This is a genomic window from Nonomuraea fuscirosea, assembly GCF_003001935.1.
GTDB lineage: Bacteria > Actinomycetota > Actinomycetes > Streptosporangiales > Streptosporangiaceae > Nonomuraea > Nonomuraea fuscirosea.
In genome coordinates, this window is the sequence record NZ_PVNG01000015.1 from 1 (window position 1) to 21,659 (window position 21,659).

The 21,659-nt window shown below is 70.8% G+C and carries 23 protein-coding genes and 3 pseudogenes; 16 read left to right on the plus strand and 10 right to left on the minus strand.

Annotated elements, in window-relative coordinates:
* A pseudogene (locus B0I32_RS31325) lies at positions 1-270 on the plus strand (ATP-dependent Clp protease ATP-binding subunit ClpC); the annotation flags it as partial.
* 172 nt (positions 271-442) lie between these two features.
* Positions 443-586: pseudogene (locus B0I32_RS61745) on the plus strand (pentapeptide repeat-containing protein); the annotation flags it as partial.
* Positions 587-776: 190 nt separating this feature from the next.
* Here the strand turns inward: B0I32_RS61745 and B0I32_RS31335 are convergent.
* Positions 777-1,457, minus strand: coding sequence for a GntR family transcriptional regulator (locus B0I32_RS31335; protein ID WP_106246404.1), 681 nt, complete (start codon positions 1,455-1,457; stop codon positions 777-779).
* Positions 1,458-1,544: 87 nt separating this feature from the next.
* Here B0I32_RS31335 and B0I32_RS31340 point away from each other — a divergent pair, with 87 nt between their 5' ends.
* The gene (locus B0I32_RS31340) at positions 1,545-2,111 is read left to right on the plus strand and encodes a YbhB/YbcL family Raf kinase inhibitor-like protein (RefSeq protein WP_106246405.1); all 567 of its coding nucleotides are present in this window, start codon (positions 1,545-1,547) and stop codon (positions 2,109-2,111) included.
* Positions 2,108-2,518 (plus strand): cupin domain-containing protein, encoded by a 411-nt coding sequence (locus B0I32_RS31345; RefSeq protein WP_106245940.1) that lies wholly within the window; start codon positions 2,108-2,110, stop codon positions 2,516-2,518. The genes B0I32_RS31340 and B0I32_RS31345 overlap by 4 nt, the downstream gene beginning before the upstream one ends.
* Before the next feature lie 85 nt (positions 2,519-2,603).
* Here B0I32_RS31345 and B0I32_RS31350 read toward each other — a convergent pair whose 3' ends face one another.
* Entirely contained in the window at positions 2,604-3,218 is a 615-nt protein-coding gene (locus B0I32_RS31350; protein WP_219912100.1) for a TetR/AcrR family transcriptional regulator, read from the minus strand.
* Positions 3,219-3,270: 52 nt separating this feature from the next.
* Here B0I32_RS31350 and B0I32_RS31355 point away from each other — a divergent pair, with 52 nt between their 5' ends.
* Both B0I32_RS31355 and B0I32_RS31360 read left to right on the plus strand, forming a co-directional pair.
* The gene (locus tag B0I32_RS31355; protein WP_281262630.1) at positions 3,271-4,077 is read left to right on the plus strand and encodes an SDR family oxidoreductase; all 807 of its coding nucleotides are present in this window, start codon (positions 3,271-3,273) and stop codon (positions 4,075-4,077) included.
* A gap of 355 nt (positions 4,078-4,432) precedes the next feature.
* Positions 4,433-5,371, plus strand: a complete 939-nt coding sequence (locus B0I32_RS31360; RefSeq protein ID WP_106245945.1) for a TIM barrel protein — start codon at positions 4,433-4,435, stop codon at positions 5,369-5,371.
* 15 nt (positions 5,372-5,386) lie between these two features.
* Here the strand turns inward: B0I32_RS31360 and B0I32_RS31365 are convergent, their stop codons facing one another.
* Positions 5,387-6,322 (minus strand): substrate-binding domain-containing protein, encoded by a 936-nt coding sequence (locus tag B0I32_RS31365; protein ID WP_106245947.1) that lies wholly within the window; start codon positions 6,320-6,322, stop codon positions 5,387-5,389.
* Positions 6,323-6,377: 55 nt separating this feature from the next.
* Between B0I32_RS31365 and B0I32_RS31370 the strand changes: the two genes are divergently transcribed.
* The 3 genes and pseudogenes from B0I32_RS31370 to B0I32_RS31380 form a co-directional block, all read left to right on the plus strand.
* Entirely contained in the window at positions 6,378-7,265 is an 888-nt protein-coding gene (locus B0I32_RS31370; protein ID WP_106245949.1) for an ABC transporter substrate-binding protein, read from the plus strand.
* A gap of 22 nt (positions 7,266-7,287) precedes the next feature.
* Positions 7,288-7,989: an ABC transporter permease gene (locus B0I32_RS31375; RefSeq protein WP_106245951.1), complete on the plus strand. Its 702-nt coding sequence runs from the start codon at positions 7,288-7,290 to the stop codon at positions 7,987-7,989.
* Positions 7,990-8,177: 188 nt separating this feature from the next.
* Positions 8,178-9,182, plus strand: a pseudogene (locus B0I32_RS31380) (ABC transporter ATP-binding protein); the annotation flags it as partial.
* A 175-nt stretch (positions 9,183-9,357) separates the two neighbouring features.
* Here B0I32_RS31380 and B0I32_RS31385 read toward each other — a convergent pair.
* Positions 9,358-9,822, minus strand: coding sequence for a MarR family winged helix-turn-helix transcriptional regulator (locus B0I32_RS31385; protein WP_219912101.1), 465 nt, complete (start codon positions 9,820-9,822; stop codon positions 9,358-9,360).
* A 60-nt stretch (positions 9,823-9,882) separates the two neighbouring features.
* On the opposite strand from B0I32_RS31385, the gene B0I32_RS31390 reads away from it, so the two are divergent.
* Positions 9,883-10,260: a cupin domain-containing protein gene (locus tag B0I32_RS31390; RefSeq protein ID WP_106245954.1), complete on the plus strand. Its 378-nt coding sequence runs from the start codon at positions 9,883-9,885 to the stop codon at positions 10,258-10,260.
* 12 nt (positions 10,261-10,272) lie between these two features.
* Positions 10,273-10,719 (plus strand): cupin domain-containing protein, encoded by a 447-nt coding sequence (locus B0I32_RS31395; RefSeq protein WP_181307975.1) that lies wholly within the window; start codon positions 10,273-10,275, stop codon positions 10,717-10,719.
* Positions 10,720-11,073: 354 nt separating this feature from the next.
* On the opposite strand, the gene B0I32_RS31400 is transcribed toward B0I32_RS31395, so the two are convergent.
* Positions 11,074-11,949, minus strand: a complete 876-nt coding sequence (locus tag B0I32_RS31400) for an HhH-GPD family protein (RefSeq protein WP_106245956.1) — start codon at positions 11,947-11,949, stop codon at positions 11,074-11,076.
* A gap of 79 nt (positions 11,950-12,028) precedes the next feature.
* Between B0I32_RS31400 and B0I32_RS31405 the strand changes: the two genes are divergently transcribed.
* Positions 12,029-12,709 carry a hypothetical protein gene (locus B0I32_RS31405; RefSeq protein WP_106245958.1) on the plus strand — a complete coding sequence of 227 codons (681 nt, stop codon included), beginning with the start codon at positions 12,029-12,031 and terminating at the stop codon, positions 12,707-12,709.
* 49 nt (positions 12,710-12,758) lie between these two features.
* Here B0I32_RS31405 and disA read toward each other — a convergent pair whose 3' ends face one another.
* From disA to B0I32_RS31430, 5 genes are all read right to left on the minus strand, one after another.
* On the minus strand, positions 12,759-13,835 hold the full coding sequence (disA, locus tag B0I32_RS31410; RefSeq protein WP_106245960.1) for a DNA integrity scanning diadenylate cyclase DisA: 1,077 nt from the start codon (positions 13,833-13,835) through the stop codon (positions 12,759-12,761).
* A 40-nt stretch (positions 13,836-13,875) separates the two neighbouring features.
* On the minus strand, positions 13,876-15,282 hold the full coding sequence (gene radA, locus B0I32_RS31415) for a DNA repair protein RadA (RefSeq protein WP_106245961.1): 1,407 nt from the start codon (positions 15,280-15,282) through the stop codon (positions 13,876-13,878).
* A gap of 106 nt (positions 15,283-15,388) precedes the next feature.
* Complete coding sequence (trxA, locus tag B0I32_RS31420) at positions 15,389-15,694, minus strand: thioredoxin (protein WP_219912102.1); 306 nt, start codon at positions 15,692-15,694, stop codon at positions 15,389-15,391.
* 2 nt (positions 15,695-15,696) lie between these two features.
* Positions 15,697-16,065, minus strand: a complete 369-nt coding sequence (locus tag B0I32_RS31425; RefSeq protein ID WP_106245964.1) for a MerR family transcriptional regulator — start codon at positions 16,063-16,065, stop codon at positions 15,697-15,699.
* A gap of 61 nt (positions 16,066-16,126) precedes the next feature.
* Positions 16,127-16,825 (minus strand): class I SAM-dependent methyltransferase, encoded by a 699-nt coding sequence (locus B0I32_RS31430; RefSeq protein ID WP_106245966.1) that lies wholly within the window; start codon positions 16,823-16,825, stop codon positions 16,127-16,129.
* Between the two features lie 204 nt (positions 16,826-17,029).
* Between B0I32_RS31430 and B0I32_RS31435 the strand changes: the two genes are divergently transcribed.
* The 4 genes from B0I32_RS31435 to B0I32_RS31450 all read left to right on the plus strand — a co-directional run bounded on the left by B0I32_RS31435 (position 17,030) and on the right by B0I32_RS31450 (position 21,529).
* Positions 17,030-17,839 carry a sugar phosphate isomerase/epimerase family protein gene (locus B0I32_RS31435; RefSeq protein WP_106245968.1) on the plus strand — a complete coding sequence of 270 codons (810 nt, stop codon included), beginning with the start codon at positions 17,030-17,032 and terminating at the stop codon, positions 17,837-17,839.
* Positions 17,840-17,873: 34 nt separating this feature from the next.
* The gene (locus B0I32_RS31440) at positions 17,874-18,671 is read left to right on the plus strand and encodes a class I SAM-dependent methyltransferase (RefSeq protein WP_245956146.1); all 798 of its coding nucleotides are present in this window, start codon (positions 17,874-17,876) and stop codon (positions 18,669-18,671) included.
* Positions 18,668-19,264: a TetR/AcrR family transcriptional regulator gene (locus B0I32_RS31445; protein ID WP_106245969.1), complete on the plus strand. Its 597-nt coding sequence runs from the start codon at positions 18,668-18,670 to the stop codon at positions 19,262-19,264. The genes B0I32_RS31440 and B0I32_RS31445 overlap by 4 nt, the downstream gene beginning before the upstream one ends.
* Before the next feature lie 138 nt (positions 19,265-19,402).
* Positions 19,403-21,529, plus strand: coding sequence for a (Fe-S)-binding protein (locus B0I32_RS31450; RefSeq protein WP_106245971.1), 2,127 nt, complete (start codon positions 19,403-19,405; stop codon positions 21,527-21,529).
* The last annotated feature ends 130 nt before the right edge of the window (positions 21,530-21,659 follow it).

Below are 21,659 nucleotides of genomic sequence, written 5' to 3' on the forward strand. Positions count from 1 at the left end.
GGGCTCGACGTCTCTCCCGACGCCAAGCAGCTGCTGGCCGACCGCGGCTACGACCCCGTCATGGGCGCCCGGCCGCTGCGCCGGACGATCCAGCGAGAGCTGGAGGACTCCCTGTCGGAGAAGATCCTCTACGGCGAGCTCCGTCCGGGGCAGGTCGTGAAGGTGACCATCGAGGGTGAGGGCGACAACGCCAAGTTCATCTTCAAGGGCGAGACGTCCTCGAAGATCCCGGACTCGGCCGCCGCCATCGCCGCCCCGATCCAGAACTGACCCTGTTCTGACGAAAGCCCCCGCGTGGATTCTCACGCGGGGGCTTTTCGCGTCCTCCGTGCTTGCGGCGTTGCCGGCGGTGAGCTGTCGCGCGAGCAGCCCGGCCTGTACCCGCGTAGGCACACGCCATCGCCTATGTGGGCGTGCATAGACCGCCCGTGCGTCGCTCACCCGTGCGTCGCTCACCCGTGCGTCGCTCACCCGTGCGTCGCTCACCCGTGCGTCGCTCACCCGTGCGTCGCTCACCCGTGCGTCGCCCACCCGTGCGTCGCCCACCCGTGCGTCGCCCACTGCCGTGCGCCGTCTACTGCCGTGAGCCGCCGCTCGCTACCGCGAGCCGCTGCCCGCCGCCGCCGGCTGCCGCCCGCCGCCCCCGGGGCGCTGATCCGGACGGGTGGCACGTACCGTCCGCTCAGTCGAGCGGCGTGACGACGAGCCGGCGAGACCCGGGTGCTGTCGCTCCTCTCCCGGGGTCGTCGAGGGCGCTGCTGGTCAGCGGGGCGTGCTCAGGCCTCGTCAGGTGGCGATGTGAGGGCGGCGACGGTCAGGGTCAGGTGCTGGGTCAGTACCTCGGCGGCGGTGTCGGCGTCGCGGGCCAGGGCCGCCTCCTCCAGGCGGCGGTGCTCCGCGACGCCGTCGCGGTCGGGGGTGCGCTGGGCCGACCAGCGGCGGGCCAGCTCGCCGGCCGTCCACAGCCGGTCGAACATGTCCAGCACCACCGGGTTGCCGCACCCGTCCAGCAGCGTCCGGTGGAAGACGCGGTGTGCCTCCGACCACGCGCTGCTGTAATACCCGCCTTCCTCGAGCACGTACGCCGGCGTGCGGGTCAGGCGGTGGTGGGCCGCCCGCACCCGTGCCTCCCAGTCGAGGTCGCCGTGCTCGATCGCCAGGCGCAGCATGACCGGCTCGATGGTGCGGCGGGCCTGCGCGATCTGCTGCCACCGCTGGTCCGAGAAGTCGGGGACGGCGAAGCCGCGGTTGGGCAGCCGCACCGCGATGCCCTCGCCGACCAGGCGCACCAGAGCCTCGCGTACGACGGCCAGGCTGACGTGGTGCCGCTGGGCCAGCTCCTGCGGCTTGAGCGCCTCGCCCGGTGCGTACTCGCCTCTCATGATCGCTGTCTGGAGCAGGGTGTGGACCCGCTCGGAGAGCATCGGTTTCGCCGATGGGTCGGCCGTCTGCGTCATGCCCTCAGGATAGACCATTCGCCAAATAATCGATTATTCGTGTTATGGTCGATAGTGTCGCGGACGGCGCCTCGGATGGTGCCGTCCATGGCTGCCGACATCCCTCACCAGCTCAATGAAGGAGCAGACGTGAACAACCCCTTCGCCCGCCTTCCCGAAGTGCCCTCCTTCACCGTCACCAGCACCACGCTGGCCGACGGCGCTCCCTGGCCCGCCGCGCAGATGTCCGCGGGCGTCCCGGGAGGCAAGGACATCTCCCCGCAGCTGTCGTGGAGCGGCGCCCCTGAGGGGACGAAGAGCTATGCCGTCACGGTGTACGACCCGGACGCGCCGACCGGCTCCGGGTTCTGGCACTGGGCCGTGGCCGACATCCCCGCCACCGTCACCGAGGTGCCGGAAGGCGCGGGTGACGACACCGGCTCCGGTCTGCCCGAAGGCGCGTACCAGCTGCCCAACGACGCTCGCGTGGCGCGTTACCTCGGCGCGGCCCCGCCGGCCGGGCACGGCCCGCACCGCTACTTCGTCGTGGTGCACGCCCTCGGCACCGACGCCATCGGCGTCCCGGCCGACGCCACCCCCGCGTATCTCGGCTTCACCATCGCCGGCCACGTCCTCGCCCGCGCGGTCCTGACCGCCACCGCGGAGACTCCATGACCGTGACCCCGATCGAGCTCTCCGCGTCCGTCATCCACCTGTCCCAGGGCGGCCGGATCCACACCAGAGCCCGGCCGGTGGACGCCGGGCGCGACGGCTGGCATCTGAAGGCGTTCCACGCGAGGACCGGTGCCGACGTCCACGCCGACCACTGGCAGGTGAACACCGAGGCCGAGCAGATCGTGTCCTGCGTCATCGGCAAGATCCGCCTCTATCTGCGTACGGAATGGCCGGGGGAGGGCGAGGAGGAGCTCCGGCTGACGGCCGGCACCGCCGCCGTCGTCCCGCGTGGACGGTGGCACCGGATCCAGCTCGACATCCCCAGCACCGTCATGACCATCACTCCGCCGTGTGGCGGCCGCTCGGAGAGACGCGCCGACCTGCCTGCGACGACGCCTGCTCTCTGATGGCGCACATCCCGGCGCCGTCCGACGGCACCCGCTCTCGGCTTCGCGCAAGCGGTACACGACCTTGGTCACGTGGGAGTGCGCGTCAGCTTGGGGAACGGCTCGGCCAGGCGGCCAGCGCCAGGTCGGCGATCTGGGTGAGTTCGGCCGCGTCGGCTCCGTCCCGGGCGCGTTGCGACATTCCCTGGATGACGGCGGCGAAGTATCCGGCCAGCGCGCGGGGATCGGCGGACGGGGGCAGTTCGCCGTCCCGCTGAGCGGCGCGCAGGCGGTCCTGGAAGACCGCGAGGTTGGCGTTGCGCAGATCGCGCAGGAACGCCGCCACCTCGGCGTCCTGGACGGTCACGTTGGTGGCGGCGCTGATGGTCAGGCAGCCGGCGGGGTGCGCGGGATCGGGATAGATCGTCGCGGCCTCGCGCAGGATGCGGGCGAAGGCGTGGTGCGCCGTGGCCTCCTCGCGCAGGGCGACGCCGACGAACGCGCCGACGGGCGAGCGGGTGTAGGCGTGTACGGCCTCCTTGAACAGCGCCTTCTTGTCGCCGAAGGCGGCGTACAGGCTGCCTGGCCGGATGCCCATCGCCTCGGTGAGCTCGTTCAGCGAGGTGGCCTCGTAGCCGCGCTCCCAGAACAGCCGTGTGGCCGCGGCGAGTGCCGCGTCACGGTCGAACGTACGCGGACGGCCACGTGCTGCTTGACCCATGCCACACATTCTAGAGCGTTCACTCAAGAAGTCGTGTTAGCTTATTTGTTGAGTGAACACTCAAGAACTGAGAGGCGGGATCGTCATGGGCGGACGCGTGCTGGAGGGCAGGGTGGCGCTGGTCACCGGCGGCGGCAGGGGGATCGGGCGAGCCATCGCCGAGCGGCTCGGCCGGGACGGCGCCGTCGTGGCCGTCGCCTACGCCCGCGATCAGGGTGCGGCCGACGAGGTCGTCGAAAGGATCGGCGAGAAGGGTGGCCGGGCGTTCGCGATCCGGGCCGAGCTGGGCGGGCACGGTGACGCGGCCGCGCTGTGGGCCGCCTTCGACGCCCACCTCCAGCGGCACTCGCTTCCGGCGGGCGTGGACATCATCGTCAACAACGCCGGCATCGGCCGCAGTTCGGATCTGGCCGCACTCACCGAGGAGGAGTTCGACCGGATCTTCGCGGTCAACGTACGGGCGCCGTTCTTCATCGTGCAGCAGGGGCTCGGCCGGCTGCGCGACGGCGGGCGGATCATCAACATCTCCAGCGGCGCGGCGCGGCTGGCCATGCCGGACATCATCGCGTACAGCTCCACCAAGGGCGCCCTGGACACCTTCACCCTCAACCTGGCCAAGCAACTGGGCCCGCGGGGCATCACGGCGAACTCCGTGGCCCCCGGGATCGTGGACACCGACCTCAACGCGGGATGGCTGCGCGGCAACGCGGACGCGGAGGCCCACGCCGCGTCGCTCCATGCGCTGGGCCGGGTCGGGCAGCCCGAGGACATCGCCGACGTCGTCGCGTTCCTCGCCTCCGACGACGCGCGCTGGGTGACGGGCAGGGTGATCGACGCGACCGGTGGCGCCGGGCTGTGACCCCTCCGCGGGGATCGCCGGGGTGGTGGCGGGGTGTTCAGGGGCGCGTACGGGCATCTTGGCGATCTTCACCGTACGAGATGAGCAGAAGTGAGAAGGTTGCGGTCGTTGCGTAATTGTTGGGCCAACGGGTATGACGCCACCGCGAGTAGTACTACACTGCGTAGAGCTTCGCCAAGTCTCATCCAAGTGAGCGACAAGTGCGTGTCCCTAGGTTGAAGGCTGCTCCGCAGGGAGTAGCGAGATGTCAACTCAGGGCGGACGCGCGTGCCACCCGCAAGCAGGCATGCTCACATGGCTCGTACGTACCGAGGCGGGCGAGGGGAACACTCAAAGCAAGCCGTGGAGGAAACCGATGCGCCTGCGTCACGATGACGGAACGCTCGTTCACCTCGCCTACAACGCAGGCGTCCACCCCGCTGAGGACCTGGAGAACCTCATCGCCCACCTGACGCGATACGCGGTTCCGGTGCGCAAGCGGCTGGGAGTGGAGCGGATGGGCATCGGGCTTTGGCTGTCCCCGGCCGTCGCCGACCACCTCACCGCCGACCGCATCGAGCTCGTACGGCTGCGTCGTTCCCTGGAGGAGCGCGGCCTGGAGGTCGTGAGCCTCAACGGCACCGGCGGACGCAACCAGGAGGTCCCCGGGCCCGACTGGGCCAAGCCGGAGCGCTACCGCTACACGATGGCGCTGGCCAAGATCCTGGCGTTCCTGCTGCCCGAGGACGTACGGTTCGGCAGCATCTCGACGATCCCGATCGGCTGGCGCCGCGACTGGCCCGCCGACCTGCACGCGATCGCCACGCGCCGGCTCGAGCGGCTGGCCCGCGAGCTGCGCGGCATCTACAGCACGTCGGGCAAGACGATCAGGGTCGGGTTCGAGCCGTGGCCCGGCTGCGTGCTGGAGACCACCGAGCAGGCGCTGGAGCGGGTCGGCGGCATCGACTCCGAGCACCTGGGCGTGTGCCTGGACGCCTGCCACCTCGCGTGCGGCGCCGAGGAGCCCGGTGTGGCGCTGAAGGGGCTGGCCGCGGCCGGCGCGCCCGTGGTCAAGCTCGGCCACGTGCACAACCACACCGGTGAGACGCCGAGCACGGGCGCGGTGCTGCACGACACGCTGACGGCCCTGCTGTCGGGCGCGGTGAGCGGCAGTGCGCACATCGAGGTGGAGACGCACAACCTCATGGTTCCCGGGCGGGCCAAGGGGCCGGGGGCGCTGGTGTCGCTGCTGGCCGAGGAGCTGGCCTGGGCGCGTACGAATCTGACCAGCCTGGGTCTGCAACTGGCCGCCTAGTTCACTGACGCCTGCTCAACGCCGGGCTCGTTCCGTGTCGGTGAGTTCGGTGACCTGGCCGGAGCGGGAGGTGTCGTAGCCGCCGAGGGCGGTGATCTTCTCGCGCAGGGACGGCGTCCGCAGGGCGGCGATGAGGTGGGCCGCCGGGTCGAGGCCGTTCTTGACCAGGGCGATGTCGAAGTCCTCCCACGTCAGGGGGACGAAGTCGAGGTCCAGGCCGATGGCGGCCGAGCGGATGCCGAGACCGGCGTCGACCGTTCCGGTGGCCACGGCCAGGGCGACTTCGAGATGAGTGCCGACCTGCGGACCCCTGAGGTTGTCCGGGTCGTGGCCGGCGGCGAGGAGCAGCCGGTCGAGCAGGATCCGGGTTCCGGTGCCGGGGCGGCGGGTGGAGATACGCCGGTTCGCCAGGTCGGCGATGCCGGTGATGCGGCCGGGGTTGCCCGGCGGCACGATCAGGCCCTGCTCGCGTCGCCAGAGGTGGATCAGGTGCGCTCCGAGGCCGCGCAGCATGCCGCGCGCGAAGGGCGCGTTGTAGACGCCGGTGTGGTGCAGCAGATGGATCGCGGCCCCGTCGGCGCGGCCTTCGCGTACCGCGGCCAGGCCCGAGACGCTGCCCTCGCGCTGGGTGATCTTCAACTGGCCGGACAACGTTCCGACCAGCAGGTCGAGCGCTGGGTCGTCACTGCCGGCCAGGGTGAAGACCTGGTCCTCGTGCATGAAGCGCCGGGCGGCGAGCGCCGCGCCGGGCGCCACGCGGGCGCGGCGGCGTTCGGCGAGTTCGAGCACGCCGGCGTCGGCCAGCCGGCGCTGCGCCCGGCTGACGGTGGAGGCGGTGGTGTGCCACTGCTGCGCGATGTCGCGCACACCCGGCAGTTCGTCGCCGGGCTGGAGGGCCCCGGCGCTGATCTGGTGGGCGAGGTCGCTGCAGATTTCCCGATATCGGGTCACATCGCAATAACTTACCCTTGCACTACTCTGAAGTAGCGCAGATAGGGTCACAGCCATGCGTAGAGGGATCCTGATCGGTATCGCCTGGATCGTGGCGGTTCTCCTGGCCGGGTGCGGGACCGCCCCCTCCGCCGGCGGGCCCTCCGCGAGTGCGTCGGCGGCGTCGGCGGCTCCGGCGGAGAAGTCGCTGATCCTGGCCACCACCACCAGCACCCAGGACAGCGGCCTGCTCGACGAGCTGCTGCCCGTGTTCACCCGCGAGAGCGGCTGGCAGGTCAAGACCGTGGCGGTCGGCAGCGGGCAGGCCATCGAGCTGGGCCGTCGCGGGGAGGCGGACGCGCTGCTGGTGCATTCGCCGGAAGCGGAGGAGAAGTTCGTCGCCGAGGGCTCGGCCGGCGCCCGGCGGCTGGTGATGCACAACGACTTCGTGCTGCTCGGCCCGAAGGCCGACCCGGCCGGTGTGCGGGGGACGAGCAGCGCGGACGCGATGAAGAAGATCGCGAACGCCGAGGCGGTGTTCGTCTCGCGGGGCGACGAGTCGGGTACGCATGCCAAGGAGAAGGGCCTCTGGTCCCAGGCCGGCGTGACGCCGGGCGGCTCCTGGTACCAGTCCACCGGGCAGGGCATGGGCGCGACGCTGCGGGTCGCCGGTGAGAAGGCCGGCTACACCCTGTCGGACCGGGCCACGTACCTCACCCAGCGCGACTCCCTGGAGCTGGAGGTGCTCAGCGAGGGCGACCCGGGCCTGCTGAACGTCTACCACGTCATCGAGATGACCCAGAAGGCCGGCGGCAGGGTGCGGGCGGACGGCGCCAAGGCGTTCGCGGACTGGATGGTCGCCCCGGCCACGCAGCGGCTCATCGGCGAGTTCGGACGGGCGAAGTTCGGCCAGCCGCTGTTCACCCCGGACGCCGGCAAGGACGAAGCGAAGCTGGGCGAATGAGCACAGTCGGGGAGGCCGCCTAATGGACGTGCTGTTCGACGGGTTCGTGGACGCGGTCGAGCTGCTGCTGTCCGGGGACGAGGACAGCTGGACGATCATCGCGCTGACCCTGCGCGTCTCGTTGACGGCGACCGCGATCGCCCTGCTGGTGGGCCTGCCGCTGGGCGCGATCGTGGCGCTGGCCCGCTTCCCCGGCCGGCGGGTCCTGCTGGCGGCGGCCAACACGGGGATGGGCATGCCGCCGGTGGTGGTCGGCCTGTTCGTCACCGTGCTGCTGTGGCGCAGCGGGCCGCTGGGCGGGCTCGGGCTGCTCTACACACCGACCGCGATGATCGTCGCCCAGGCCGCGATCGCCACCCCGGTCGTGATCGCGCTGGTCGCGGCCGCATTGCAACAGGTCGATCCCGACTTCCGCGTACAGATGCAGGCTCTCGGGGCGAACCGCGTGCGTGCGTTCGCGGCGCTGCTGGGCGAGGCCAGGCTGCCGCTGTTCGCCGGCACGATGGCCGCCTTCGGCGCGGTGGTGAGCGAGGTGGGGGCGGCGCAGATGGTCGGGGGCAACCTGGTCGGGCAGACCCGGGTCCTCACCACCGCCGCCGTGCTGGCCACCAGCCGGGGGCAGTTCTCGCTGGCGATCGCGTTCGGGCTCATTCTGTTGTTGATCGCGTTCGGCGTGAATCTGTCGCTGACCCTCGTCCAGCAGCAGCGGGCGGTGCCGCGATGAGCGGTCAGGACGTTGGGATGGGTGGTCAGAGCGCTGGGATAGGCGATCAGAGCGCCAGGGTGGGTGGCCAGGACGCTGGAGTGGGTGGCCAGCACACCGGGATGGGGGGCCAGGGCGCTGGGGTGGGTGGCCAAGGTGCTGGGATCGGCTGCCGGGATCTGCGCGTGCGGGCCGGCGACCGTGAGCTGCTCAGCGTGCCCGAGCTGGACGTCGCGTCAGGACGTACGCTGGCCGTGCTCGGTCCGAACGGAGCCGGCAAGTCCACCCTGCTGCGTGCGCTGGGTCTGCTCAGCAGCCACCGCGTGAGCGGGGTGATCCTGCTGGACGGCCGTCCCGCCACGCGGCCGCTGATGCGTCATGCCATCACCGCTGTGCTGCAACGGCCGATCCTGCGCCGCGGTACGGTCGCCGCGAACGTGATCAGCGGGCTGCGGTTCCGCGGGATGAGCCGGCGCGAGGCCCGGCTGCGCGCGTGGCCGTGGATGGAGGCGCTCGGCCTCGTTCCGTTCGCCGACCGGGACATCCGCAGCCTGTCGATCGGCGAGGCCCAGCGGGTCAGCATCACCCGCGCGCTCGCCGTCGGGCCCAAGGTGCTGCTGCTCGACGAGCCGTTCACCGGACTGGACAGCACCACCCGCGCCGACCTGATCGCCGACCTGCGCGCCGCGCTGAGCGGACAGCCGACCGCCACGATCCTGGTCACCCACGACCGGCAGGAGGCGCTCGCCCTGGCCGAGGACACCGCGCTGCTGATCGGCGGCCGGATCCGCCAGCACGGCCCGACCACCGAGGTGCTCGACCATCCCAGCGACGCCGACACGGCCCGGCTGCTCGGGTACACCAACCTGCTTCCGCCGGCGCTCACCGGCCGTACCCATCCGCTGGTGGCCCGGCCCGAGCACACCCACCTCATCCTCGATCCGTCCGACGGTCCCGCGGGTCAGCGCGATGACGACGTACGGCCGGTGCCCGGAACGCTGCGTCGCACGGTCGCGCTCGGCATCGCCACCCGGGTGGACGTCGACACCGCGGGCGGCCCGCTGACCTGCCTGCATCCCGGCGATCTGCCCGGCACCTCGCTTCCTCCGGTTGGAGGCGACGTCCGCGTACGGGTCCGGCAGGCGCGGGCGCTGGCCGGGGTCGATGGGAACGGGTGGACGGCGGGCCTCGGTTCCCGTCCGTCCGCGTCCTGAGACCGGGCGTCGTCCAACGCGACGAGGCGGCCGGAGGGTGCCGTCGGGCCTCGGTAGGACGGTTACGGCCAGCTGGAGGAGGTGGTCAGGGGTTCGGGACGAGTCCGTCGAGGTTCTGGGAGGAGGCTGTTAGGGCTCGGGAGGTGAAGAGGAGACGGCCTCTGGGCGGAGGGGGTCAGAGGTTGCCGAACCAGCCGGGGGTGTCCAGGCGCCAGGGGTTGCCCGGCGTCATCGTGCGCAGGTCGGCTTCGAGGGCGTTCAGGCGATCCTCGCCCAGCTCGCCGGCCCAGTGGGCGCGCAGGGTGTCGAAGATGCGGGCCGAGCGGTTGAGTGCGTCCATGCCGTACGGGGTGAGGCGGACGATCTTGCGTCTGGTGTCCCGGGCGTCCGTGGTGCGTTCGACGTAGCCGATGCGTTCCAGGGTGTCGATGGTCTTGCCCGCGGCCTGTTTGGAGACGCCCAGCGTACGGCCCAGCTCGACGGCGGTGGTGCCGTCCGGGCCGATCGCCTGCATGACGAAGCCGTGCATGGGTCTGATGTCCGGGTGACCCTGCCGGGCTAGCTCCGCGTGCAGCTCGTCGATCAGCATCCGGAACGCGAGCAGCAGGCGCAGGGGCAGTTCGAAGCCATGACTTGACACGATAGACAACCTGGTTAACTATATGGACAACGTGGTTGCCTATCTTAGGGGGTAAGTGGCATGGCCGTCATCCATGCGGACGACGCGCGGCGGTCGGAGACTCCTGGCGGGGTCATGACGACGCTCGCCTCGCCGACGCAGGGAGGGGCCTCAAGGGCCCTGTGGAAGGTCGAGGCCAAGCCGGGCGCCGAGGGGCCCGTGCACGACTTCGACGTGGAGCAGGTGTGGAGCTGGGTCGCCGGGGCGGCGACGGTCGAGCTGGGCGGGGAGCGGTTCGAGGTGACGGCCGGTGACACGGTCGTCATGCCCGCCCGTACGGTGCGGCGCGTCCTCGCCGACCCCGCCACCGGCTACACGGCCGTCGTCACGGCCGCGGCCGGCGCCCGGGCCTTCGCCGCCGACGGCACCGAGTACGGCGTCCCGCCGTGGATCGCGTGAAAGGAGTTGCCGATGTCTGTCGTACCGGAATCCGTGGTACCCGGGTCCTTCGTGTCCGGGACTGAGGCCCGCAGGATCGAGACGCCCAATGGGGTGATGACCACCCTCGCCTCCCCGACCCAGGGGCGGGCGGGGCAGGCCGTGTGGCGGGTGGACGCCAAGCCCGGGATGGTGGGGCCGGTGCACGCGTTCGACACCGAGCTGGTGTGGACGTGGCTGTCCGGGGCCGCCGTGGTGCGGCTCGGCGGCGAGCGGTACGAGGTGGGGCCCGGCGACACGATGGTGCTGCCGGCGGACGTGAGCCGGCAGATGTACGCCGACCCCGAGCACGGGTTCGTGTCGGTCGTGGTCGCGTCGGCCGGGGCTCGGGTCTACAACCCAGGCGGTGTGTCGGATCCGGACGCCTGCGCCCTGGCCCCCAAGGCCACCGAACGCCTGGTCCCACTCTGGGCACGGTGACACCTCCGGGTGCCGTAACTCGTGGACCCTGCAGTCCGCGTGTGCGGGGCTCCGCTCAGTTGTGATGCAGATGCCGTGATTCGACGGTTCCCGCGATTCTGGAGTGCTGGGCTCGCCGGTCCTGCGGTCGGGAAGCACGGGGCTGGCGGATCCTGGGGCCGGGAGTGCTGGGCTCGCGGGTCCTGAGGGTCGGAGGGCGGGGTTCGCGAATCCCGGGGCTGGGAGTGCTGGGTTCGCGAATCCTGGGGCCGGAGTAAGGGGTGGCGAATTGCGGAGTGCGGAGTGCGGCGTGTGGAGGTTCGTGGATTGGTGGGGGTGTCTCTTTGGAGGGGCTTGGTTGCCGGGGTGGCGGGGTTAGGCCTGGGGGAGGCGGTAGGTGTCGTCTGGGAGGACTTCGGCCAGGCCGTCGGTGATCAGGCCGTCCAAGGCGCGTTCGCGTTGCGGAGCGTCGTCCCATACCGCGTCGAGTGCCGCTTTCGGGACTGGGCCGTGTGCCTTGCGCAGCACTTCCAACAGGCGGCCGCGGCACTGGCGGTCGGTGCCGGCGTACGTCTGGCCCTTGCGTGGTGGGCCGGTGTGCGGTGGTTTGCCGGCCAGGCGCCACGCGCACACGTGGGTGATCGGGCAGTCGGCGCAGCGGGGCGCCCGGGCCGTGCACACCAGGGCGCCCAGTTCCATCACGGCCACCCCCCACCGGGGCGCGCCCAGTTCGGGCAGGAGTGCCTCCGCCAGCCGTCGTTCGGCCGCCGAGGTGGCGGTCGGCGGGTATTCCTCCGCGCGCACCGCCCGAGCGAACACCCGCCGCACGTTGGTGTCGAGCACGGCGTGCCGCCCGCCGTAGGCGAAGCTGGCGACCGCGGCGGCGGTGTATTCGCCGATGCCGGGCAGCGCCAGCAGGGTCTCGTGGTCGGACGGCACCTCGCCGCCGTGCTCGTCGGTGATGGCCCTGGCGCAGGCGTGCAGGCGCAGGGCCCGGCGCGGGTAGCCGAGGCGGCCCCAATGGCGTACGGCCTCGCCGGGCTGCTCCGCCGCGAGCGCCTTCGGAGTGGGCCAGCGCTCCATCCACTCGTGCCAGATGGGCAGGACGCGAACGACCGGGGTCTGCTGGAGCATGATCTCGCTCACCAGCACCCCCCACGGTGTCGCGTCGGGGGCACGCCAGGGGAGATCGCGGGCGTTGTCCGCGTACCAGTCCAGAATGGCGGTGTGCAGGAGGTTCGGCTCGGCCACGCGGTCAAGGGTATTCCGTGATGGCCAAGACCCGGCGTGTCGTCACTCACCGTCGCTGACTCGTCACCAGACTTGGTGTATGGACCCGGATACGATGCGTGGCGACGGCGGTGACATCTACTGGCGGCGCCGGATGAGCCTTCTGGTGGCGGTGCTCGTCGTGGTGGCCGTTGTGGCGTGGGCGTGCTCCAGCGGCAGCGGCCCGGAGCGCTCGTCCAGCGCGCAGACCTCGCCGAGCGCGAGCGTCAGCGCCACGCCCTCCGTCGACCCGCTGCTCGCGGGGCTGCGTACGCTCGCCATGGGCACGGCCAGCCCCTCGCCCACCGCCACCCCCAAGGCGACGCCCACCCAGCGGCCCAGGCGGCCGGGGGAGCCCTGCCCCGAGCAGGACCTGGTGCTCAGCCTCCAGGGCGGCAAGGAGCAGATCTACCCGGGCGGCTCCCGTCCCAGCTTCATGGTCACGCTGGTGAACACGGGCACGGTCATGTGCACCGCCGACGTGGGGCCGCGGGCGATGGAGCTCCGCATCACCTCGGGGGCCGACCGCATCTGGTCCACGGCCGACTGCGTGAGCGGTGAGGGCACGGAGATCAGGCAACTGCAGCGGGGCGTCCCGTACGTGCGGTCCCTGGAGTGGGACAGGCGGCGGTCGAGCTCCGACTGCCGCGCGACCCCGTCGGCGGCCCTGCCGGGGACGTACGTGGCGACGGTGCGCATGGGGAAGATGCGCAGCACCAAGGGAGTCTTCCACCTCCGCTGACCGCCCTGGTCGAGTTCATTCGACTGGCGTTTCGAGGCCGGGAAGGGCGTCAGACGTAGCGTTCGAGGATGGAGGATTCGGCGAGGCGGGACAGGCCCTCGCGGACGCTGCGGGCCCGGGACTCCCCGACGCCGCCGACCGCCTGGAGGTCGTCGATGCTGGCGGCCAGCAGCTTCTGCAGGCCGCCGAAGTGGTTGACCAGCCGGTCCACCACCGTCGCGGGCAGGCGGGGGACCTTGGCCAGCAGACGGAAGCCGCGCGGGCTGACCGCGCTCTCCAGCTGGTCGCTGCCGGTGTGGCCGAGGACGCGGGCGACGGTGGAGAGGTCGAGGAGCTCGTTGCCCGACAGTTTGTCCAGCTCGTGCAGGGCTTCGAGCAGCCGCCGCTGGCGGCGGCCGGCGGGGGCGGGGAGGTAGTCGCGGATGACCAGCTCGCGCTCGGAGTCGACGCCGGCCACGAGCTCGTCGAGCTGGAGGGAGAGCAGCCGGCCGTCGGTGCCGAGCTCGACCACGTAACCCTTGATCTCGTCGGAGATGCGGCGGACCATCTCCAGCCGCTGCGCCACGGCGGCCACGTCTCTGACCGTGACCAGGTCCTCGATCTCCAGCGCCGACAGGGTGCCGGAGACCTCGTCGAGGCGGTGTTTGTAGCGTTCGAGCGTGGCCAGGGCCTGGTTGGCCTTGGACAGGATGGCCGCCGACTCCTCCAGGACGTAGCGGATGCCGTCGAGGTAGAGGGCGATGATGCGCATCGACTTGCTGATCGCGATGATCGGCAGGCCCGTCTGCAGGGCGACGCGCTGCGCGGTGCGGTGGCGGGTGCCGGACTCGTCGGTGGGGATGGCGGGGTCGGGCACGAGGTGCACGGCCGCGCGGACGATCTTCTGGTCGCCGCTCACCACGATGGCGCCGTCCATCTTGGCCAGCTCGCGCAGCCTGGTGGCGGAGAAGTCGACGTCGAGCTCGAAGCCGCCGCTGCAGACCTCTTCGACGACCCCGTTGTAGCCGAGGACGATCAGCCCGCCGGTCTGTCCGCGCAGGATTCGCTCCAGGCCGTCGCGCAGAGGTGTGCCCGGCGCCACAGCGGCCAGGGCTTCGCGACGGCGGTCGTCAAGACTCCTATCCACCTGACCCCCGTGTCGATCGGTCACCTCAGCTTAGCCGTGCTCATGTGACGTGTGTGAGTGCGTCCCAGACGTTCTCCGCCTGAACCACCTCGAACCCGGGCGCGAACGCCACCGGGCCCACCGGCACCAGCGCGCGCTGCCCGCCGCGCCTGCGACCGGCCTCTTCGAGGGATCCGGCGGGTACGAGAGCGCGCTTGAAACCCATGCGCGCGGCCTCCGTCAGCCGCCTGCGCACGTCCTTGACCGGGCGCAACTCGCCCGCGAGGCCCACCTCGCCCAGCGCCACCAGACCCGAGGGCAGCGGCTTGTCGCCGGCGGCGCTGGCGACGGCGAGCATGACGGACAGATCGACCGCCGGGTCGGACAGCTTGATGCCGCCGACCGTCGCGGTGAACACGTCGCAGCCGCCGAGCCGGGCGTTGAGCCGGCGCTCCAGCACCGCCAGGATCATCTGCACGCGATAGGTGTCGAGGCCGGAGGAGGTGCGCCGGGGCTGCTGGGCGTCGGTGCGGGCGACGAGGGCCTGCACCTCGGCGGGCAGCGGACGGGTGCCCTCGACGGTGACGGTGACGCAGGTGCCGGGGACCGGCTCGCTGCGCCGGGAGACGAACAGCCCGCTCGGGTCGGTGATGCCCTCGATGCCCCGCTCGTGCAGGTCGAAGCAGCCGACCTCCTCGGTCGGGCCGAACCGGTTTTTGATCGCGCGCACCATGCGCAGCCGGGAGTGGCGGTCGCCCTCGAAGTTGAGCACGACGTCGACGAGGTGCTCAAGGGTGCGCGGGCCGGCGATCGAGCCCTCCTTGGTGACGTGGCCGACCAGGACGGTGGCCATGTTGCGCTCCTTGGCCATCCGGACCAGGTTGGCCGCCACCTCACGCACCTGCGTCACCCCGCCCGGCACTCCGGTGGCCTGCGCGGAGCCGATCGTCTGGACCGAGTCGACCACCAGCAGCCTGGGCTCCACCTTCTCCACATGGGTCACCAAAGCCGACAGCTCGGTCTCGGCGGCGAGGTAGAGCCGGTCCTGGATCGCGCCGATGCGGTCGGCCCGCAGCCGCACCTGGGCCGCGGACTCCTCGCCCGTGACGTAGAGGACGGTGTCGCGCTCGGCGATGCGGGCGGCGGCCTCCAGCAGCAGGGTGGACTTGCCGATGCCGGGCTCGCCGGCCAGCAGCACGACCGCGCCCGGCACCAGCCCGCCGCCGAGCACCCGGTCGAGCTCGGCCACGCCGGTCGTGCGGGCCGTCGCCAGCTCGGCCTTTACCTGGCCGATCGGCAGGGCCGGCGCGGTGGTCGCGCCCGCCTGGACGACGTTGACGCCGGCGCGGGCGCCCTCCTCGTCGACCGTGCCCCACGCCTGGCACTCGCCGCACCTGCCGACCCACTTCGTGGTGCGCCACCCGCATTCGGCACAGCGGTATCCGGGCTTCTGGGCTGTCTTGGCCATGCCAGGCAGGCTAGCGGCTGGGGCCGACAATCTTCGAGGGCGCGGCGGCGGATGTCGTGCCGGGCGCCCGAGCGGATTTCGAGGGCCCGCGGGTACGGCGGCGGCGCTACGCCAGGCCCAGCTCCGAGACGAGCATGCGCTTCGGCTTGGCGCCCACGATCTGCTTGACCGGTTCGCCGTTCTCGAACAGCAGCATCGTCGGCACCGCCATGACGCCGTACCGGGCCATGATCTCGGGGTTCTCGTCGGTGTTGAGCTTGCCGATCGTCAGGCCGTGCTCGGCCTCGATCTGCTCCAGCACCGGCCCGACCATCCGGCACGGCCCGCACCACTCGGCCCAGAACTCGACCAGCACCGGCTTGTCGTTCTTGAGCACCTGCTCCTCGTAGTTGTCCGTGGTCAACGTGATCATCTTCATCCCCTCACAAAGCATCCTGGGCAGGACTGGGCGAGCTGGGCGGCCACCTCGGCGCGGCGGGCGAGCAGGACGCGGATCTCCTGGTCGATCTCGGTCAGCTTGCGCTCGTAGACCTCGACCGACTCGGCGCACGAGCCGCCGGTGCTGTTCCCCCGGCGCAGGCAGTCGACGAACGGCCTGGTCTCCTCCAGCGTGAAACCGATCTGGAGCAGGGCCCGGATCTCGGACACCAGCCGGACGTCGTCCTCGGCGTAGTCGCGGTAGCCGTTGGAGCCACGGCGGGCGCGGAGGAGCCCGTGCTGTTCGTAGTAGCGGAGCGAGCGGGTGCTCACTCCGGTGCGTTCCGCCAGCTCACCGATGCGCATGCGTCCACGGTAAACGTTGACGCCTGTGTCAAGGTCAAGCGATGGAGTAACGGGGTCGTGGTCAGAAGTAGCGCCAGCGCAGGACGTTCGGGTAGGCCAGCTCCAGCCCGGTCGTCTCGGCGATGGCCTGCTCGGCCACCTCGGGCGTGAACTCGATGCGCAGCACCGCCTCCAGGTCCGCCCGCCGCCGGAACGTCATCCGCAGATCGAGCGGCCGGCGCTGCCAGCCCTGCCGGTCCCAGAACGCCTCGACCTCGCGGGTGGAGTAGGCGGGCACCGTACGGGAGAACCAGCGCCCGAACGACCCCCGCGCCGCGTCGAGGTCGAGGACGAAGGCGGCCCCGCCGCGGCGGACGACCCGGGACAGCTCGCGCAGGCCGGGCTCGCAGCCGGGCCCGAAGAAGTACGCCCACCGCGCGATGGCCACGTCCACCCCCGCGTCGGGCAGCGGCAGGTCCTGGGCCGCCGCGGCGTGCACGCTGACGTTGGGCAGGTCCGCGCAGCGGCGGCGGGCCAGCGCGGCCAGGTCTCCGTGCGGCTCCACGCCGATCACCCTGGCGGCCTCGGCGGCGAGGACCGGCAGGTGGTAGCCGGTGCCGCAGCCGATGTCGAGCACGGTGGCGCCGCCCCAGGGGCGCAGGGCGCGCATCGCCGCGTCGGCCGCGCCGTCGGGGTCGACGGCGCGGTTCTCCAGCTCGTAGATCTGGGGGGTGTTCCAGATGTTGGGGCTGGGGATCGCGCCTTTCGCTATCCGGGACATGCCACAACGGTAGAGGCACCTTCGTCCTGGGAAAGCCGCCGCCCGGGAACGTCGGGGGCGAGGTCGCGAGCCCCGATGTGTCGCCGCTCCGGCAGCGCCGACGCCGAGGTCACGAGCGTGTCGGCGTCCCCGGTGAGACGCTGAGACACGGCTCACCACGGGTGACCGCGCGCCAGAACGCCTTCTCCGGCTTAGGCTGGCAATGTGGCTGATGTCATCCGCGTGCCCAGCGCGAAGATCGCGCTGAGCACCGCTTCGGTATATCCGGAACGCACTCCCGATGCGTTCGAGCTGGCCGCGCGCCTGGGCTACGACGGCGTAGAGATCATGGTCGGCGCCGACCCGGTGAGCCAGGACATCGACGTGATCGAGCGGCTGTCCGAGCACTACCAGGTGCCCGTGCTGGCCATCCACGCGCCCTGTCTGCTGGTGACCCAGCGGGTTTGGGGCCGTGACCCGTGGGCAAAGCTCGTCAAGGCGCAGAAGGCGGCCGAACGGCTGGGCGCCTCCACGGTCGTGGTCCATCCGCCGTTCCGCTGGCAGCGTGACTACGCCCGTGACTTCGAGAACGGGCTGGCCAGGATGCGGGATGAGACGGATGTCGCGTTCGCGGTGGAGAACATGTTCCCTTTGCGGGCCAGGGCCAACGACGTGGTGCCCTACTCGCCTGACTGGAATCCGATCGACTACGACTTCCCCCAGGTCACGCTGGACCTGTCACACACGGCGGTCTCAGGCTCCGACGCCATGGAGATGGCGGTCAAGCTCGGCGACCGGCTCGCGCACCTGCACCTCGCCGACGGTCTCGGCGTGACGAACAAGGACGAGCACCTGGTGCCCGGCCGGGGCAACCAGCCGTGCGCGCCGATGCTGGAGCGGCTGGCCGGCAACGGCTACTCGGGGCTCGTGGTCCTGGAGATCAACACCCGGAAGGCGGCCAGCCGCACCGAACGGATCGACGATCTGGCGGAAGGGCTGGCCTTCGCCAGGTTGCACCTGGCGGCGTCCACATGATCCTGGTGGCATCCTCCATGAACGCGGCGACCACATGAACGCAGGGCCGATCAAGGACCTGGGCAGGACCTTCGACCGAGTGGCTGACGCGTACGACGAGGGCAGGCCCGGCTACCCCGACGAGGTCTACCGCGCGCTGGGCGAGGTGACCGGCGTCGACCTCGACGGCGCGACCGTGGTCGACGTCGGCGCGGGCACCGGCATCATGACGCGCGGCCTCAGGGCGCGCGGCGCCCGGGTGGTGGCGGTCGATCCGGGCGAGCCGATGCTGGCGCGCCTGGTGTCCAGGAGCGCCGCCGACCAGCAGGCGGGCGGGGGAGCCGGTGAAGACGCGCCCGTGGCGGCGGTGCTGGCCGACGGCAACGTGCTGCCCTTGGCCGGCGAGGCGGCGCATCTGGTGATGTACGCCCAGTCGTGGCACTGGCTGGACCCCGTGCTGTCGATCGCCGAGGCACGGCGGGTGCTGCGGCCCGGCGGCTCGATCGCGGGCTGCTGGAACTTCCACCACGCCTCCCAGGCCGAGTGGCTGGCCGACTACGAGGCCCGGCTGGCGCAGGCGGTGCCGACCTACTGGGGGCCGGCGGTCGAGGAGTGGTCGGTGCCGCCGATAGCCTCGGCCTTCGAGGTGGTCGAGGAGCGCTGGATCCCCTGGACCAGGCTGGTCGGCATCGAGCACTTCCTGCTCGACCTGCGCTCCCACTCCTACATGGCAGCGCTGTCCAAGGAGCGGGCCGACGAGCTGGTCGATCGCCAGCGGGTGGAGCTGCGCGCGGCCTTCCCCGAGGGTGTGCTGTCCGTGCCGATGCGGGCCTACCTGGCGGTGGGCCGGTGAGCGGTACGCCGCGGCGCCCGGGACGCAGGCCGGGCTCGGCCGACACGCGCGGCGAGATCCTCACGGCGGCCAGGAGGGTGTTCGCCGAGAAGGGCTTCGACAAGGCGACCGTGCGCGGCATCGCCAGGGAGGCCCAGGTCGATCCGGCCCTCGTGCACCACTATTTCGACACCAAAGAGGGCATGTTCGCCGCGGCGATGCAGCTGCCGATCACTCCGCAGGAAGTCATCCCGCTGCTGCTGGAGGGCCCGCGTACGGAGATCGGCGAGCGGCTGGTGGGGATGATCCTGCGCGTCACCGCCTCGGCCGAGACCCGCGACCCGATGGTGGCGCTGATCCGCTCGGCGATGACGAACGAGCAGGTGGCCGCGATGTTCCGCGAGTTCATCTCCAACGCCCTGCTCTACCAGGTGGCCGACCGGCTCCAGGTGCCGCACCTGCGGGTGGAGGCGGGCTTCGCGCAGATGTTCGGCGTGCTCATGGCGCGTTACGTGCTCAAGCTGGAGCCGATGGCCAGCGCCAGTCACGAGGAGCTGGTGAAGCTGCTCGGCCCGACCCTCCAGCGGTACTTCACGGGCGACGATCCGAATTAGAGCATTGTTCTGGAGGCGGCGATGACCTTAGGGTATGTCGAGTGACCCGATAAAGTTACTCACGGGTAGGATCGGGGTACACGCCTGCTCGGCGGGTCACCGTACGCTGACAGCCAACGTCGTCTGTGGGAGGATCCCGTGCTCTGGGTAGCCATCGTCGGGCTCGTCATGACCATCCTGGCGGTGGCCGTGGCCGGCCGCAGAGTGATGTTCCTCTACCGGCTCGCGACCGTGGGCCCACCCGCCCCCGAGCGGATCGACTACGCCAGGACGCACGCGGGCGACGAGATCAAGGCGCAGCTCGTCGAGGTGTTCGGGCAGCGCAAGCTGCTCAAGTGGACGCCGTCGGGCGTCGCCCACTTCTTCGTCATGTGGGCGTTCTTCATCCTGCTGACCGTCTACATCGAGGCGTACGGCGCGATCATCCAGGGCGCGATCACCGGCACCCCGAACTTCCACATCCCGCTCATCGGCACCTGGGGCGTGCTCGGCCTCCTCCAGGACTTCATCGCCGTGGCGTGCGTGCTCGGCCTGATCGCCTTCGCGGTCATCCGGGTGAAGAACTCGCCCAAGGCGCTCGGCCGTGAGTCCCGCTTCTCCGGCTCGCACCTCGGCGGCGCCTGGCTCGTCCTGTTCATGATCTTCAACATCATCTGGACGCTGTTCCTGGCCAGAGGCGCGGCCGCGGCCAACGGGAACTTCCCCTACTCCTCCGGCGCGTTCGTCTCGCTCGCGCTCGGCGACGCGCTGCCGGCCAGCCCGCTGCTGGAGGAGATCGCGCTGCTCCTGCACATCGGCTTCATGCTGGTGTTCCTGGTCATCGTGGTCAACTCCAAGCACCTGCACATCTTCACCGCGCCGATCAACGTGCTCTTCTCCCGCCGCCCCGACGGCATGGGCGGCGCGCCGGAGATGCGCGTGGACGGCAAGCCGGTCGACTTCGAGGACGAGGACCTCGACCCCGAGCGGCTCGGGCGCGGCAAGATCGCCGACACCACCTGGAAGGGCTTCCTCGACTTCTACTCCTGTACGGAGTGCGGCCGCTGCCAGTCGCAGTGCCCGGCGTGGAACACCGACAAGCCCCTGTCGCCGAAGATGCTCATCCTCGACCAGCGCGACCACGCCTTCGCGGTGGCCCCCTACCTGCTGGCGGCCGCGAACGGCGTCGAGCACAAGGACACCGACGTGCTCGCCCTGCTGGACAAGCCGCTGGTCGGCGAGGAGGGCGTGATCCACCCCGACGTGCTCTGGTCCTGCACCAACTGCGGCGCCTGCGTCGAGCAGTGCCCGGTGGACATCGAGCACATCGACCACATCCTCGACATGCGCCGCTACCAGGTGATGGTGGAGTCGTCGTTCCCGTCCGAGGCGGGCGTGATGGTGAAGAACCTGGAGAACAAGGGCAACCCGTGGGGCATGTCCGAGATGAAGCGGGCCGACTGGATCGAGGAGCTGGCCACCTCCGTGGACGGACAACACTTCGAGGTTCCGATAATCGAGGACAAGATGCCCGCGGACACCGAATACCTGTTCTGGGTGGGCTGCGCGGGCGCGCTCGAAGACCGGGCCAAGAAGACCACCAAGGCGGTCGCGGAGCTGCTGCACATCGCGGGCGTCAAGTTCGCGGTGCTCGGCCCGATGGAGGCGTGCTCCGGCGACCCGGCGCGGCGGCTGGGCATGGAATACCTGTTCAACATGCTCGCCCAGCAGAACATCGAGACGCTCAACGAGGCGGGGGTGAAGAAGATCGTGGCCACCTGCCCCCACTGCTTCAACACCCTGGCCAACGAGTATCCGCAGCTCGGCGGCACGTACGAGGTCGTGCACCACACGCAACTGCTGTCGAAGCTGGTGGACGAGGGGCTGCTCACCCCGGTCACGCCGATCGAGGAGAAGATCACCTACCACGACCCGTGCTTCCTCGGCCGCCACAACAAGGTCTACTCCCAGCCGCGCGACATCATGGCGAAGGTGCCCGGCGTGCAGACCCAGGAGATGCACCGGCACAAGGACCGCGGCTTCTGCTGCGGCGCCGGCGGGGCGCGCATGTGGATGGAGGAGCGCATCGGCAAGCGCATCAACACCGAGCGGGTGGACGAGGCTCTGACCACGAATCCCGACACGGTCTCGACCGCGTGCCCGTTCTGCATGGTGATGCTCGGCGACGCCATCAACGAGAAGAAGAACAACGGCGAAGCCAAGGAGACGCTCGAAGTCGTGGACGTCGCCCAGCTCTTGATCAAGTCGGTCAAGGGCACTTCCTGACCGCCGTCAGTCGGACTCCTCCACACCAGTTGTGGAGGAGTTTCGCATGTCAACGCGTGTGGCTGGAAGAAATCCGGCATCCACATAACGGGAAAATCACGGTAACCTCAACGTCGCATGGCTCTATTCG

Bases quoted from the DNA above. Each gene is read 5' to 3' on its own strand.
- B0I32_RS31335 (WP_106246404.1), bottom strand. From the start codon at position 1,457: ATGACGCAGACGGCCGACCCATCGGCGAAACCGATGCTCTCCGAGCGG.
- B0I32_RS31340 (WP_106246405.1), top strand. From the start codon at position 1,545: ATGGCTGCCGACATCCCTCACCAGCTCAATGAAGGAGCAGACGTGAAC.
- B0I32_RS31345 (WP_106245940.1), top strand. From the start codon at position 2,108: ATGACCGTGACCCCGATCGAGCTCTCCGCGTCCGTCATCCACCTGTCC.
- B0I32_RS31350 (WP_219912100.1), bottom strand. From the start codon at position 3,218: ATGGGTCAAGCAGCACGTGGCCGTCCGCGTACGTTCGACCGTGACGCG.
- B0I32_RS31360 (WP_106245945.1), top strand. From the start codon at position 4,433: ATGCGCCTGCGTCACGATGACGGAACGCTCGTTCACCTCGCCTACAAC.
- B0I32_RS31370 (WP_106245949.1), top strand. From the start codon at position 6,378: ATGCGTAGAGGGATCCTGATCGGTATCGCCTGGATCGTGGCGGTTCTC.
- B0I32_RS31375 (WP_106245951.1), top strand. From the start codon at position 7,288: ATGGACGTGCTGTTCGACGGGTTCGTGGACGCGGTCGAGCTGCTGCTG.
- B0I32_RS31390 (WP_106245954.1), top strand. From the start codon at position 9,883: ATGGCCGTCATCCATGCGGACGACGCGCGGCGGTCGGAGACTCCTGGC.
- B0I32_RS31395 (WP_181307975.1), top strand. From the start codon at position 10,273: ATGTCTGTCGTACCGGAATCCGTGGTACCCGGGTCCTTCGTGTCCGGG.
- B0I32_RS31405 (WP_106245958.1), top strand. From the start codon at position 12,029: ATGGACCCGGATACGATGCGTGGCGACGGCGGTGACATCTACTGGCGG.
- radA (WP_106245961.1), bottom strand. From the start codon at position 15,282: ATGGCCAAGACAGCCCAGAAGCCCGGATACCGCTGTGCCGAATGCGGG.
- trxA (WP_219912102.1), bottom strand. From the start codon at position 15,694: ATGATCACGTTGACCACGGACAACTACGAGGAGCAGGTGCTCAAGAAC.
- B0I32_RS31425 (WP_106245964.1), bottom strand. From the start codon at position 16,065: ATGCGCATCGGTGAGCTGGCGGAACGCACCGGAGTGAGCACCCGCTCG.
- B0I32_RS31430 (WP_106245966.1), bottom strand. From the start codon at position 16,825: ATGTCCCGGATAGCGAAAGGCGCGATCCCCAGCCCCAACATCTGGAAC.
- B0I32_RS31440 (WP_245956146.1), top strand. From the start codon at position 17,874: ATGAACGCAGGGCCGATCAAGGACCTGGGCAGGACCTTCGACCGAGTG.